General features: G+C 50.8%; 13 protein-coding genes. 5 read left to right on the forward strand and 8 right to left on the reverse strand.

Going from position 1 to position 13,181, the window contains the following annotated elements; genetic code table 11:
• The first annotated feature begins 14 nt into the window (after positions 1 to 14).
• Positions 15 to 461, forward strand: a complete 447-nt coding sequence (locus HXZ99_RS06705) for a group II truncated hemoglobin (protein ID WP_194756512.1) — start codon at positions 15 to 17, stop codon at positions 459 to 461.
• Positions 462 to 504: 43 nt separating this feature from the next.
• On the opposite strand, the gene HXZ99_RS06710 is transcribed toward HXZ99_RS06705, so the two are convergent.
• The 6 genes from HXZ99_RS06710 to dprA all read right to left on the reverse strand — a co-directional run bounded on the left by HXZ99_RS06710 (position 505) and on the right by dprA (position 5,001).
• Positions 505 to 1,140, reverse strand: a complete 636-nt coding sequence (locus HXZ99_RS06710) for a hypothetical protein (RefSeq protein WP_194756513.1) — start codon at positions 1,138 to 1,140, stop codon at positions 505 to 507.
• A 99-nt stretch (positions 1,141 to 1,239) separates the two neighbouring features.
• Positions 1,240 to 2,175, reverse strand: a complete 936-nt coding sequence (gene hemF / locus HXZ99_RS06715) for an oxygen-dependent coproporphyrinogen oxidase (protein ID WP_194756514.1) — start codon at positions 2,173 to 2,175, stop codon at positions 1,240 to 1,242.
• A complete protein-coding gene (locus tag HXZ99_RS06720) occupies positions 2,172 to 2,753 on the reverse strand; it encodes a Sua5/YciO/YrdC/YwlC family protein (RefSeq protein ID WP_407928497.1) in 582 nt (193 codons plus the stop codon). Before HXZ99_RS06720 ends, hemF begins: the two co-directional genes overlap by 4 nt.
• A gap of 57 nt (positions 2,754 to 2,810) precedes the next feature.
• Positions 2,811 to 3,377: a DNA topoisomerase family protein gene (locus tag HXZ99_RS06725; RefSeq protein WP_194756515.1), complete on the reverse strand. Its 567-nt coding sequence runs from the start codon at positions 3,375 to 3,377 to the stop codon at positions 2,811 to 2,813.
• Positions 3,378 to 3,391: 14 nt separating this feature from the next.
• The gene (locus tag HXZ99_RS06730) at positions 3,392 to 3,868 is read right to left on the reverse strand and encodes a DUF494 family protein (protein ID WP_194756516.1); all 477 of its coding nucleotides are present in this window, start codon (positions 3,866 to 3,868) and stop codon (positions 3,392 to 3,394) included.
• A 5-nt stretch (positions 3,869 to 3,873) separates the two neighbouring features.
• The gene (gene dprA / locus HXZ99_RS06735) at positions 3,874 to 5,001 is read right to left on the reverse strand and encodes a DNA-processing protein DprA (RefSeq protein WP_194756517.1); all 1,128 of its coding nucleotides are present in this window, start codon (positions 4,999 to 5,001) and stop codon (positions 3,874 to 3,876) included.
• A gap of 211 nt (positions 5,002 to 5,212) precedes the next feature.
• Here dprA and def point away from each other — a divergent pair, with 211 nt between their 5' ends.
• From def to trkA, 4 genes are read left to right on the forward strand one after another with little or no spacing between them, the layout of a single operon-like run.
• The gene (gene def, locus HXZ99_RS06740) at positions 5,213 to 5,725 is read left to right on the forward strand and encodes a peptide deformylase (RefSeq protein WP_194756518.1); all 513 of its coding nucleotides are present in this window, start codon (positions 5,213 to 5,215) and stop codon (positions 5,723 to 5,725) included.
• A 12-nt stretch (positions 5,726 to 5,737) separates the two neighbouring features.
• On the forward strand, positions 5,738 to 6,697 hold the full coding sequence (gene fmt / locus HXZ99_RS06745; RefSeq protein WP_194756519.1) for a methionyl-tRNA formyltransferase: 960 nt from the start codon (positions 5,738 to 5,740) through the stop codon (positions 6,695 to 6,697).
• On the forward strand, positions 6,690 to 8,000 hold the full coding sequence (rsmB, locus tag HXZ99_RS06750) for a 16S rRNA (cytosine(967)-C(5))-methyltransferase RsmB (RefSeq protein ID WP_194756520.1): 1,311 nt from the start codon (positions 6,690 to 6,692) through the stop codon (positions 7,998 to 8,000). The genes fmt and rsmB overlap by 8 nt, the downstream gene beginning before the upstream one ends.
• A 42-nt stretch (positions 8,001 to 8,042) precedes the next feature.
• Positions 8,043 to 9,422, forward strand: a complete 1,380-nt coding sequence (gene trkA, locus HXZ99_RS06755; RefSeq protein ID WP_194756521.1) for a Trk system potassium transporter TrkA — start codon at positions 8,043 to 8,045, stop codon at positions 9,420 to 9,422.
• A gap of 139 nt (positions 9,423 to 9,561) precedes the next feature.
• Here the strand turns inward: trkA and HXZ99_RS06760 are convergent, their stop codons facing one another.
• Together HXZ99_RS06760 and HXZ99_RS06765 are read right to left on the reverse strand one after the other, a co-directional pair.
• Positions 9,562 to 11,061: a TrkH family potassium uptake protein gene (locus HXZ99_RS06760; protein ID WP_194756522.1), complete on the reverse strand. Its 1,500-nt coding sequence runs from the start codon at positions 11,059 to 11,061 to the stop codon at positions 9,562 to 9,564.
• A 77-nt stretch (positions 11,062 to 11,138) separates the two neighbouring features.
• Positions 11,139 to 13,148 carry a transglycosylase SLT domain-containing protein gene (locus HXZ99_RS06765; protein ID WP_194756523.1) on the reverse strand — a complete coding sequence of 670 codons (2,010 nt, stop codon included), beginning with the start codon at positions 13,146 to 13,148 and terminating at the stop codon, positions 11,139 to 11,141.
• Between the last annotated feature and the right edge of the window lie 33 nt (positions 13,149 to 13,181).

Consider the following 13,181-nt stretch of genomic DNA (forward strand, 5'->3'; position numbering starts at 1 on the left):
GAACGAAGGACCCCATGTTAAAACGCTGGTTACAAAGATTTCAGTCTGAACATAGTGTTGCAGATCCGCAAGAAGAAAGTGCCGAAGAAGCGACAATTTACGCCCAATTGGGAGGCGAAATAGCGGTGCGTCACATGGCTCAGCGGTTTTACGCCATTATGGATACAGATCCGGAAGTTGCGGAACTGAGAGCCATCCATCCGCAAAGCCTTGCACACAGTGAACAAAAATTTTTTGAATTTTTAAGTGGTTGGTTCGACGGGCCGCAACTGTATGTAGAGAAATATGGGCACCCCATGCTGCGCGCACGTCATTTACCCTTCGCCATCGACACCAAGATGCGCGACCAATGGCTGCACTGCATCTATCAAACCTTAGATGAACAGGTACCGGCTGGCCCGCTGCATAATGAAATACGCCAGCGGTTTACCCGACTGGCGCATCACATGATTAATCAATAACCCACATAGCGCACGCAAGACCCTCGCGGCGCTATGGTCTGGTTTATGCTTTTTCTTTTTGCTTCTCTAATCGCGCCTTGCGACCGGCAAAACCACTCTTGGTTTTATCGTCTAAACCATAATCCATTGCTTGATCACAAACGGCAATGGCGGCGTCGTAATCGCCATCTTCGGCCAGAAGCGTTGCATAATTTTGGAAAGTCGCCACATGGGGAAGCTTACCACCATTGGCTTTTTTCAACGGCTTGGCAATTTTATCGAACTCTTCAACGTGCTGTTGCGAATAGGTTTTGCATAAAGCACGGGCACCACTATTTTTCCGATTCTTATAGCTAGTATCGACAATAGTCTGATAGAGACGATGGCGGGCCACGGGATCAGATTCATGTTCAAGGGCGGCAATCGCCTGTTGTAACTCAGCCGGAACATCGGCTCCGAGTGGCGACGGCTGGGTTTGACTCTCCCCTTTAATAACAGGTTCAGCCGCTGGCGTAGAAGGCTTTTCGTACTCCGCAGGCTTGCTTGGAGCCGGTGCAGGTTTGCTTGGCGCAGCGCTTGATGTCGCCGAAATTTTATCTTGGCTATCTGTGCTCGATGACGCTTTGCGCTGGGAATGGCGATACGCTAAAAACACGATCACAATGATCGCAACGACAATAAGAAATGAAATGCTACCCATGGTTGCCCTCTGCTTCGTTTATTTTTTATGCAAAACAGCATAATAGCAAAGGAAAGCGGTGACAACCCTAGCGTGGCCTTCCAGCCACAAGCATGACCCCTATTTCCCGTGTTTTAACCAGTCTGTGGGCGTTAAAAATTGCTGCAAACGCGCTTCTTGTGAGCCTTCTTCAGGGCTGTACATGTACTCCCAGCGGGCAAGTGGCGGCATCGACATAAGAATCGACTCGGTCCGGCCACCGGTTTGCAACCCGAACAAGGTGCCTCGGTCATAAACAAGGTTAAATTCCACATAGCGGCCGCGCCGATAGAGCTGAAACTCTCGTTCGCGCTCGCCAAAAGGAAGGTCCTTGCGTTGCTCCACGATGGGAATGTAAGCCTGAGTAAAATGATCACCGATCGATTGCATCAAGGCAAAGGCGTGTTCAAAATCTAATTCACCCGCAGGATTGGTATTAAGATCATCAAAGAACAATCCCCCCACACCGCGAGTTTCATTGCGATGGGGCAAGAAAAAATAACGATCACACCAAGCTTTATAATCGTCATAATAACCATCGCCGAAAGGTGCGCACGCGGCACGGGCGGTGCGGTGCCAATGCGTTACGTCCTCCACAAATGGATAAAAAGGCGTTAAGTCGAAGCCGCCTCCGAACCACCACACAGGCGGCTCCCCTTCCTTCTCAGCGATAAAGAAACGCACATTGGCATGTGCTGTGGGCACGTAGGGGTTGTGTGGATGAATCACCAAAGACACACCACATGCATTAAAACTTCGCCCTGCCAATTCCGGACGATGAGCGGTGGCTGAAGCGGGCATGGCCTCGCCAAACACATGGGAATAGTTCACTCCGCCCTGCTCAATTACCGCACCGTGGCGCAGCACACGCGAACGGCCACCGCCACCTTGTTCACGGGTCCAGGCATCCTCACGAAACTGGCCATCACCGTCAACCGCTTCCAGCTCTCTACAAATACTGTCTTGCAGGCTCTGTAAATACGCTTTCACACGTTCGAGGTATTGGTGTTCACTCATCGTAAGGTTTCTCCGGTTAGCGGATTAATAATCATTGATGGCTGTTCGCGACCACCGGTCGGCCCTTCCATAATCCACGCAATATCGGCGCCAAGTTCTTCTCGCACAGCGCTTGCGGTGCGCAGCGGTGGTTCGCCTGAGCGGTTGGCAGACGTTGAGACGAGTGGCGTGTTTAGAGCTCGGCATAACTGGCGAACCGGCTCAAATGCGGTAACACGCACCGCAATGGTATCAAAATCACCGCGCAAATAACGAGGAACATCTGTGCGTGCCGGAAGCACGAGGCTGACCGGACCCGGCCAATGTGAAAATACTGAGAATCGCTTATCTTGTGGAATTTTGCTGTCATCCACGTAATCAAGCAGCTGACTATAATCTGCAGCAATTAAAATTAAGCCTTTGTGTTCCGGCCGTTGTTTTAGTGCCAGCAATTTGCGCACCGCAAGCTCGTCGTAGGGCGCGCACCCTAAACCAAATACCGCTTCTGTCGGGTAGGCAATTAAACCATGGTTCGCCACCGCGTCTCGGGCTTGCGAAAATGCATCTGACGATGCGCTATTATCAATCGTAGAAGCCACAATACATTCCTCTTGCGCGCGCTCTGTGTAAGCAGTTATTCACAATATCGGTGGGTATTATACGGATTCTGTTTTGTATCCGCATGATTTTTGCGGACAACGAAGGTAAGTGCCTTGCGCGCCTTCCCGTTTTTCCATTACCCCCCAACCACAATCTGGGCAGGTGTGGGCAACGGGCGGTTCGTTTAACGCATAATCGCACTTTGGATATTGATTGCAGGCATAAAAAACTTTTCCGCGCTTGCTGGCGCGCTTTACCAACTTCCCTTTTGTGCACGCGGGGCACTTGGGCGCCGATTCACTTTCGGTTTGCTTGGGTGCCGTTGGATCGAGCATAAAATGGCACGCAGGAAAGCCACTGCAACCGACAAAAAAGCCGTAACGACCTTTTTTAAGCAAGAGATCAGAGCCACATTCCGGGCAATGCTCCCCAGGTAAAGATTGCGGCTCAAAATCACCAGATTCATGTAATGATTGGGTATAGTCACAGGCAGGATAAGCACTACAGCCCCAAAACGAATGTTGGCCTGTATGCTTAAGTTTTACTGGGCTACCACAGAGCGGACAAGGCTCATCGCGCTCATCTTTACGATCCGACGCGTCAAATAGATTTGTTGGAGTCATCAGGGTTCCTGCGTTTAGTGCATGTATCCCTGAGGCTCTTCAAATAGCAAATCTTCCATTTGGCTGTAGGCATCTTCGTGGCCCGGAACATTAAACAAGACCATGAGAATGACCCACTTTAAGTCATCCAAACAAAATTGCGGTGTATCGAGTTCCATCACACGGTCAACAACCATTTCCCGCGTGGTAAAATCGAGCACCCCGATTTGCTCTAAATACATGAGAAAACCACGTGACTGGACGTCGAGACGAGCCAGTTCCTCGGGCGTGTACGCACGAAATGAAGCCACCGGAGCTGCTTGCGTTAAGTAAGGGCTATCCTTACTGTCTTGCAAATCAGCGAGGCGCTCCAACCAAGCGAGTGCCTTACCTATTTCCTGTTCATGGAAACCGGCACGGGTGAGCTCGTCAGTCAGTTCATCGTGGTCCACAACCACTTCCATTTCAGAATGGACGTAGTTTTCAAAGAGGTACATGAGAATCTCGAACATAACTCCTACCTCCTCATCCTGACGTAACCGCCAGGTACTTGCTTAATCCATCCAGCCAACTCGAGACTGATGAGCTGGTTGACTACATCTGAGACACCCAGCCCCGTTCGCGTAATAAGCACATCTAGGGAGGTGGTCTCAAAATCCACGTTAGCTAATAAATGGGGGTTTGCCAAGCCCGTTTCAAGAAAATTCGGCAGCTTTTCTGAAAAATTTTCTCTAAAAGGATTATCGACCGGCCACAAAGCTTCTTGAGCCGGAAAATCCACCAAGACGTCATCTGTGCAGGTCACTAACTTTGCGCCCTGCTGAATTAACCGATTACACCCCTCTGCCGCTGGGTTGCGAATGGATCCGGGAATCGCATACACCTCTCGATTTTGCTCCAATGCATGCTTGGCGGTTTGCAGAGATCCGCTGTGCACGCTGGCCTCAACCACAAGCACACCGTGACTTAGTCCACTTATTATACGGTTGCGTTGGGGAAATCGTTCAACCCGCGGTGCTTCACCAGGTAAGTATTCGCTCAGTAACAAACCGCTCTCGCGCATTTGCCCATAAAGCGCTCGGTGGCGCGCCGGATATACCTTATCAATACCACATCCCAACACACCTATCGTTGCCCATCCGTGTTCTAACGCGGCCTGATGGGCCGCGGCATCAATACCCATCGCCATGCCACTGACCACGCATAATCGATGCGCCCCCAATCCTTGGCTAAACTCCCCAGCCAAGCTCACCCCCATGGGTGTCGCTTTTCTACTGCCAACAATTCCTATTGCCGAAAGGCTAAGATGTTCCACATGACCGCTGGCAAAAAGCAGCCAAGGTGCATCATCAACTTCCGCCAACAATGCAGGATACTCCGCGCAGACTCGGGTAATCACAGCATGCTGCTCATCTGCATCGAGCCAACGTTGGATTCGCCCCAGGTCTTTTGCCACGCTTTGCTCATTTTCTTCCGCCAACTTGTCGCGCCAAAATCGGGGAAGCGATGCCAACGGCTGTTGTGCCGACATGGTGTGAAAGCCTGCCCACTGCTCACGCAACAGGCGTTTGAGTTTCAACGGCGTAAAGTGCAAACGTAGCCACTGGCGAAGGGTATTTGGGTGTACGGTTTCCGCATGAAGCATGATTCGTCCTTGAAGTCATGATATGAATTTTAAAATCCATTCACGGATATGAACTAAATCCTTGCGTTGAACAAGCGAAAACCTGTCTTTTCAGCATTAATCCCGTTAAAATTAGAGATCACCATGGGGATTATTCACCGAGGCACACCCGTTAATAAATGTGGGAAAGTGCCGATATTATTTTTAGAAGGCGCGAGGTAGTAGCGAAGCTATGGCTAAAATGACAATTTTGAAGTACCCGGATGATCGCCTGCGCACTGTTGCCAAACCTGTTGAGCAGGTTGATGATGCACTGCGAGAAATCATTGATGACATGTTTGAAACCATGTACGACTCGCAAGGCGTGGGCTTAGCCGCCACTCAGGTGGATGTACATCAGCGCTTTTTTATCGCCGACTGTGGTGAAGAGAAAAACGAGCCTTTGGTATTTATCAATCCGGAAATCATTGAGCAAGACGGTCTTTTTGAGAACGAAGAAGGCTGTTTAAGCTTTCCTAATGTATTTGCAAAGGTTGAGCGTGCCGGCAAGGTACGTGTGCGTGCGCAAGATCGCAACGGCGAAACCTTTGAAATGGATGCCGAAGGCCTGCTGAGCATCTGTATTCAACATGAGCTCGACCACTTAAATGGAAAACTCTTCGTTGATTACTTGTCACCGCTCAAGCGCGATCGGATTCGTAAGAAATTAGAGAAAGAAGCACGCCTTGCGGCGAAGCTTAATTAAGGAATTTTATAGGTGCGTGTACTATTCGCTGGAACCCCAGATTTTGCCGCTCGCCACTTACAGGCGCTGCTCGATACCAGCGATATGGAGGTTGTGGCGGTTTATACACAACCTGACCGTCCCGCTGGGCGCGGTAAGAAGCTGCAAGCAAGCGCAGTAAAAGAGTTGGCCCTAACCCATGACATTCCAGTTGAGCAACCAGAAACGTTCAAGAATGCTGACGCACAGAAGCATCTAGCCAGCTATCAAGCGGACGTGATGGTTGTGGTGGCCTATGGATTATTGTTGCCCAAGGCTGTCCTCGACACGCCCCGCTTTGGTTGCATTAATGTACATGGATCGCTGCTTCCCCGTTGGCGCGGTGCTGCGCCTATCCAGCGCGCGATTTGGGCCGGTGACCGCGAAACCGGCGTCACCATTATGCAAATGGATGAAGGACTCGACACCGGTCCCATGCTCGCCAAAGCCCATATCATGATTTGTAAAATCGATACTTCCGCGAGTTTGTACGAGAAATTATCGAAGCTTGGCCCACCGACCCTGATTGAAACGTTGCGCGCACTGAATACCGGTGACATTCGCCCGACACCACAGGAAGACAAACTGGCCACATACGCCAAGAAGCTAACAAAAGCGGAAGGGCTCATCGATTGGAATGACTCCGCGGCATTTATTGAACGCTGCGTTCGTGCCTTTAATCCGTGGCCCGGTTCAAGCTTTATGTTCCATGGACAGCCCATTAAAGTGTGGCGGACGCAAGTGCTTGATCACCCCATTGCAGCGCCGCCAGGCACCATTCTGCGGGCAGACAAGCACGGTATTCTTATTGCCTGTGGCGAGCGTGCCCTTAATCTTGAGCGCATGCAACCGCCAGGCAAGAAACCCATGTCGGCGGCGGATATGCTCAATGCGCGCAGAGAAGAGTTTCAGCCAGGACTTGTGCTGACCAATAAGTTGGTTCGCGATGAGTAAACCAGCGAATGCGCGTGCAGCCGCTGCTCGAGCTCTTTTTCAAGTACTGGAACAAGGGCGCTCTCTGAGTCAGGCAATACCGGAAACCACACAGGGGCTCACCGCTGCCGATGCAGCATTAACCCAAGCAACCTGCTACCAAGCGCTACGTTTTCTACCCAGTTATGAATGGTTTATCCGCGCTCTCGTGGAGAAACCCCTGAAGAATAAAGTGCGCATAGTGCACTATTTGTTGCTCGTGGGTATTGTTCAGCTGCGCGATATGCGCACCCCTGCCCATGCCGCCATCGCCGAAACCGTAAACGCCGCGCAATTAGTAAAGCAGCCATCGCTCAAAGGTATGGTGAATGCCGTATTGCGTTCATTTCAGCGCCAGCATGCGGAATTAGAGCAACAGCTTGCAGCGGAGCAACTGAAGAGCCCAGGCTTGCGCACGGATCATCCTGGTTGGCTGCAACGTCGCCTAGAGAGTGCCTACCCTGATCAGTGGTCGCACATTTGTAGTGCAAATAACCAAGCGCCGCCACTTTGGCTACGCGTTAACGCCGCCAAGCAAACGCGAGATAATTACCTCAGTGCCCTAGCAGAACAAGGCATTGAAGCCTTTGCCGATCCGACAGCCACCGATGCGATTCGCCTGCAACATGCCATTGATGTAACCCAGTTACCTGGCTTTGCGGAGGGTCAGGTTTCTGTACAAGATCGATCAGCGCAGTTTGCCGCGCACCTTTTAGATGCGCAACCCGGCGAACGTATACTTGATGCCTGTGCCGCTCCCGGCGGAAAAACTGCCCATATTCTGGAGCGAACGCCCAACGCCATCGTGCATGCATTAGATTTTGACGAAGGGCGATTACAGCGCGTTCACGAGAATATGCAACGTCTGCAATTAAGTGCAACGGTTATTTATGGCGACGCCGCAGAGCCAAGGGAATGGTGGGACGGTCAACTATACGATCGTATTCTGCTTGATGCGCCCTGCTCTGCCACTGGTGTCATTCGTCGTCACCCGGATATTAAATGGTTGCGACGCGCCTCTGATATTGACGCACTGGTTGCTCTACAGCAGCGAATTCTTCAGGCACAGTGGCAGCTACTGAAGGTCGGTGGACGCTTGGTTTACGCGACCTGCTCTGTTTTACCCGACGAGAATACGCTGCAAATTGAGAACTTTCTGGCTACAGTAAAGAATGCCCGTGTGGTTCCCGTAGCTCACGCACAAGCGCGAGATTGGCAGCTATTGCCTGAAACCGATTCAGGTGATGGTTTTTATTACTGTACGCTCGAAAAAACAGCAATTTAGGCGTAAGCTGAAGACAAATAAGAACAAGGGTGATTCGCTGGAATGAAAAAAATCATTATCGTGGGAGCCGGACAAGTGGGCGCGACCTTGGCTGAGAGTCTGGTGAGCGAACGCAATGAAATCACCGTGATCGACCCCAACCGCGAAATGCTCAATGAACTCCAAGATAAATACGACCTGCGCGTTGTGCAAGGCAATGGCGCGCATCCGGACGTATTGCGCAGCGCCGGCGCTGACGATGCCGACATGTTGGTAGCCGTTAGCAGTCTTGATGAAGTGAATATGCTGGCCTGCCAAGTGGCCCACAGTATCTTCAATTGCCCGTTAAAAATTGCACGGATTCGTTCAGAGCAATACACCAAGTATCACGACCAACTGTTTCGTAAAGAACAGCTCCCGGTGGATCACATCATCTCGCCAGAACAACTAGTGACGAGTTATATCAAGCGCTTAATCGATTACCCAGGCGCGCTGCAAGTGCTTGAATTTGCCGACGGCAAAGTGAGTCTGGTGGCGGTACGGGCTTCTTATGGCGGCAAGCTAGTCGGTCACGCCATTGCTACCTTGCGCAAGCACATCCCCAATATTGATACACGTGTGGCGGCCATCTTCCGTCAAGGTCGTCCGATTCGTCCTTTGGGTAGTACTATTATTGAAGCAGACGACGAAGTGTTCTTCGTGGCCGATACCAAACACATACGGGCGGTTATGGATGAGTTGCAACCGCGCGAAGCGCACTATAAGCGCGTGATGATTGTCGGTGGCGGTAACATTGGTTCCGGTTTAGCGCGCCAGCTAGAAGCGACCCACCGAGTGAAGCTAATTGAGTTAAGTTTACACCGCGCTGAAGAGCTTAGCGCCCAGTTAGATAACACACTGGTGCTGCACGGGGATGCCTCAGATCAGCAAATGCTTAGTGAAGAACGGATAGAAGACATTGATGTGTTTATTTCCGTCACCAACGATGATGAAGCCAACATTATGTCGGCGCTCTTAGCCAAGCGTATGGGTGCTAAGAAAACCATGGTATTGATACAACGCAGTGCCTATGTGGATCTTGTGCAAGGAGGTGATATTGATATCGCCATCTCGCCACAACAAGCAACTATTTCAGCCCTACTTCGTCATATTCATCGTAGTGATTTTGCCAATGCCTACTCATTACGGCGCGGCGCGGCTGAAGCCATTGAAGCAGTCGCTCGGGGAGATGAAAACACCTCACAAGTAGTTGGCCGCGAGGTCGGTGAACTGAAGTTACCACCGGGATCAACTATTGGTGCCGTGGTGCGTGGTAGCGAAGTATTGATCGCCCACGATGACACCCTCATTCAAGCCGATGATCATGTCATTTTATTCTTGGTTGATAAGAAATACGTAAGCGACATCGAGCGATTATTCGCACCGGGTGCGCTGTACTTTTAGCCCCGTGCCCAACGCAATGCGTTGGCTACCCTTTGGCAACTTGCAGCCCCGCATCACCCCCGTAACCAACGCAATGCGTTGGCTACCCTTTGGCAGCTTGCAACCCCGCATCACCCCCGTACCCAACGCAATGCGTTGGCTACTGTTTCCAGAACGCCGGCGAGAACAGTACCAAGAGGGTAAATATTTCCAAGCGACCAAACACCATGGCCATAATGGCTACCCACTTCCCAGAATCTGATACGGTGGTGAAATTAGCCCCCACTTCACCAAGTCCCGGACCTAAGTTATTGAGCGTCGCGGCGGTCGCACCAAATGCAGAATAATCATCAAGACCAGTAGCAATAAAGAGCAGCATTAGTATCACAAACAACAATGCATAAGCGGCAAAGAATCCCCAAACCGCTTGAACAACGCGGTCCGGCAATGCCCGTTTACCATATTTTACCGTAAACACCCCTTTGGGATGGACCAACCGATTCATTTCCCGCACCCCTTGGCGGTACAACAGCAGAACGCGCACCACTTTGAGACCACCGCCGGTAGAGCCAGCACTCCCGCCAATAAAGCTGGCAAAAATGAGTACCATCGGAAGAAATACCGGCCATAGGGTGTAGTCTGAGGTGGTAAAACCTGCTGTCGTACTAATACTCACCGCTTGGAAGATACCATGCACTACATTATCTAAGGTGTTGGCGTAATACTGATGAAACAATAGGGTTGCCACCACGAGGGCAATAACGCTCAATTGAATAATCATTAAGGCGCGAAACTCAGGGTCGCGCAGATAGGTAAAAACTGACCCCATTTGCCAATCATAATGGGTTTGCCCATCCACGCGTTTTCGATTCATGCGCGGAAATGCTGCAAAGTGCAACGAAAAGTTAACTGCCGCAATTAACAGGAACACCACGCCTATCATCGGGATCATCATATTGTCGTAATAACCCATACTGGCGTCGTGGGTAGAGAAACCGCCAATAGCTACTGTTGAGAACGCATGACCAATTGCATTAAAAGGTGTCATGCCCGCGGCCCAGTAAGCCAATGCACAGGCAATGGTGAGTGCCAAGTAGATGTACCAAAGTTGCTTGGCCGTATCCGCGATACGTGGTGTCATTTTGGTATCTTTTACTGGGCCTGGAATTTCTGCGCGATACAATTGCATGCCACCGATGCCTAACAATGGCAATATTGCCACTGCCAACACAATGATCCCCATACCGCCTAGCCATTGCAATTGCTGCCGATAGAAGCGATACGCGTGGGGAAGCTCATCGATACCCACCAAAATGGTGGCACCTGTGGTCGTAAGCCCAGAAAAAGACTCAAACATGCTATCGGTGAAGCTCAGGGTGTGCGCATCAGGCATCCAGAATGGTATCGCCCCCACTGTCCCAAGCACCGTCCAAAATAGCACCACAATTAAAAAACCTTCGCGGGTTTTTAATTCCTGTCGAAAATTTCGATTGGGGTACCAAAGAAAAAAGCCGGCGATAAGCGACACAATAAATGCCGATAGAAATGCCCAACCACCGCCATCTTCATAAAAATAGGCCAGCACAGCTGGGGGGAGCAGCGTCACACTAAATAGCGCAACCAAAAGTCCAAGAATCCGCAATATGGCGCGTACTTGCATGGTAAGAGCCTTTCCTCGGCGTTATGTTTTTATTGGGGTTATGACTAATGCCCAGGGAGATGTTCCATATGGAACATCTAGCCGCGATTAGTTCCATTGATCTGCATTCGAATCAACGGTGCTAATACATTAGCATCTTTTCCTAATAGCATCGTATAAATTTGCTGATAGGCAAGTACCGCTTTCACATAATCTCGCGTTTCTTGGAAAGGAATCATTTCGATCCATAAATCGGCAGGGACACTCTCGCTCGGTAGCCACTCCTGCATTCGATAGATGCCCGCATTATAAGCCGCTGTCGCGAGCAACCAATTATTATCCGTGCGACGGAGCAAATCAGCGAGATACTGGGTACCTAATCTGACATTTTCTTCAGGATTAAATAATCGTGTTTGCGTCGGTATGCGGCTTGTCGGTCCAGGCGAGTTGCGTAGCAAATAATCGGCCGTTGCCGGCATAACCTGCATTAAACCGCGCGCGCCAGCGGGTGATACTGCATCTGGCTGGAACGAACTTTCTCGGCGAGTGATGGCAAACACCCACGCAGGATCAATGCTCGCTTGTGCAGCTTGTTCTTGCAAAAGCTCAGAGTAACCCAGTGGGAAGCGTCGATGCACATCGTTGAGTGAGCCCGACTGAGCAAAGCCAAATATGGCCTGATCATGCCATCCCCACTCGGAAGCTAAAATGGCAGCAAGTACCTGTTCATCTTCACCTAAGTCTTGGCGAACTAGGTTCCATTCCCGACGGGCATCGAGAAAACGCTCCATTTGCCGCAATTCGTAGGCACGTTGCGCTGCCGGTGATTGTGCAAGTTGTTCTAGGGCATCGGGTGAAAATTCCGGTTCATCATGGGATAACTCGGGTATCAAACTGAGCCGAGCGCTTGCTAAAAAGCCATAATAATTTCGCTGCTGAGCGGTCCGCTCCATTGTTTCCATGGCATCGTCAAAGTTACCCAGCTCCGCTTGCGCACGTGCTCGCCAATAGAGCCATTGCCCCCGCTCGGCGATATCCTCTGGCAAACGGTCAATAAATGCCGCGATGGCGCCATAATTTTGCGTAGCTAAGCGAGCCGTCAAATACCACTGTCGGGCGGTATCGGTCATGTAGGCCGGATCAAGGCGTTGAAAATAGCCTAAAGCCCGATCATCGCCCCGAAGGGCTAAGGTGACTGCAATATCCGATTCCATTTGCGCCCGCTCTTGCTCGCTAAACGGGTACTTATCTTTGAAATGTTCCCAAACACTCACTAGGGCATCATGGTTATTCCAGCGTAAGCGTCCGAGTCCATATAGAATAATTTCTCGTTCCCGCGGATCAGCGCCAGGGAACTCCTGAAAGCGGCGAACCACACTCGGTGAGGTATTGACGCGCCGCATCAAGTCCGCCAAATAGCGCGTGTCATCATCCATAAACCGGGCTAAATAGCGGGCTAATCCAGTTTGCCGCGCTTCCAATGCCAATTTAATACGTTGCCAAACTACATCGTCGGTGCGGTGCCCTGCGTTGGACCACGCCAAAAATACCGGATCGCAGGCGGAGGGCAAACTACGCCCATGCATCCATTGTTCAGTGACGTCATTCCAAAGTTCAGCAAATTCAGCGTCTGTTGATTCTGATGGGTCGGCGCGTCGCAAACTGCGATACCGTTCGCGCAGGTAGTAGCATTGCAAATGTGCGGAACCTTGACGTCTATAATCGCGTAAAAAACGCGCGCCATCATTTCGTCGAACCAGAAAGTTCAACCATGCGGTACGCAATTGGCGCTCCGCTGGCGTACCCTGATATTCTTCTAAAAACTCGAGTACAAAGGGTTCGTTGGCAAGGGAGAAGTTTTGCTCCAAAAAGGCCGCTTCGAGGTATGGGAAAAGCGGATAATCGGCAAGTTTTAGCATAAGTTCGCGGGCACGATCGAAATCGCGGCGCTCAATTCGTTGCTCCGCTTCGAGGAACCACTCGCGCTGCTCTCCACGCTGTGTATAATCATCAATCACGGCTGCAGATGTGCTAAAACACAGCACAAATCCAAGCGGAAACATCAGCCTTACAGCATTTTTAAACGGGTGTTTAATTTTCTTTCTCATTATGGGATGATTACTGCCACAGTTTTGCCATAC

It is taken from the genome of Aliidiomarina indica (assembly GCF_015354615.1).
Classification (GTDB): domain Bacteria; phylum Pseudomonadota; class Gammaproteobacteria; order Enterobacterales; family Alteromonadaceae; genus Aliidiomarina; species Aliidiomarina indica.

Coding starts and splice junctions, on each gene's coding strand:
- def (WP_194756518.1), top strand. CDS start 5,213: ATGGCTAAAATGACAATTTTGAAGTACCCGGATGATCGCCTGCGCACT.
- HXZ99_RS06725 (WP_194756515.1), bottom strand. CDS start 3,377: ATGACTCCAACAAATCTATTTGACGCGTCGGATCGTAAAGATGAGCGC.
- hemF (WP_194756514.1), bottom strand. CDS start 2,175: ATGAGTGAACACCAATACCTCGAACGTGTGAAAGCGTATTTACAGAGC.
- HXZ99_RS06760 (WP_194756522.1), bottom strand. CDS start 11,061: ATGCAAGTACGCGCCATATTGCGGATTCTTGGACTTTTGGTTGCGCTA.
- HXZ99_RS06730 (WP_194756516.1), bottom strand. CDS start 3,868: ATGTTCGAGATTCTCATGTACCTCTTTGAAAACTACGTCCATTCTGAA.
- HXZ99_RS06710 (WP_194756513.1), bottom strand. CDS start 1,140: ATGGGTAGCATTTCATTTCTTATTGTCGTTGCGATCATTGTGATCGTG.
- HXZ99_RS06705 (WP_194756512.1), top strand. CDS start 15: ATGTTAAAACGCTGGTTACAAAGATTTCAGTCTGAACATAGTGTTGCA.
- HXZ99_RS06765 (WP_194756523.1), bottom strand. CDS start 13,148: ATGAGAAAGAAAATTAAACACCCGTTTAAAAATGCTGTAAGGCTGATG.
- dprA (WP_194756517.1), bottom strand. CDS start 5,001: ATGCTTCATGCGGAAACCGTACACCCAAATACCCTTCGCCAGTGGCTA.
- rsmB (WP_194756520.1), top strand. CDS start 6,690: ATGAGTAAACCAGCGAATGCGCGTGCAGCCGCTGCTCGAGCTCTTTTT.
- trkA (WP_194756521.1), top strand. CDS start 8,043: ATGAAAAAAATCATTATCGTGGGAGCCGGACAAGTGGGCGCGACCTTG.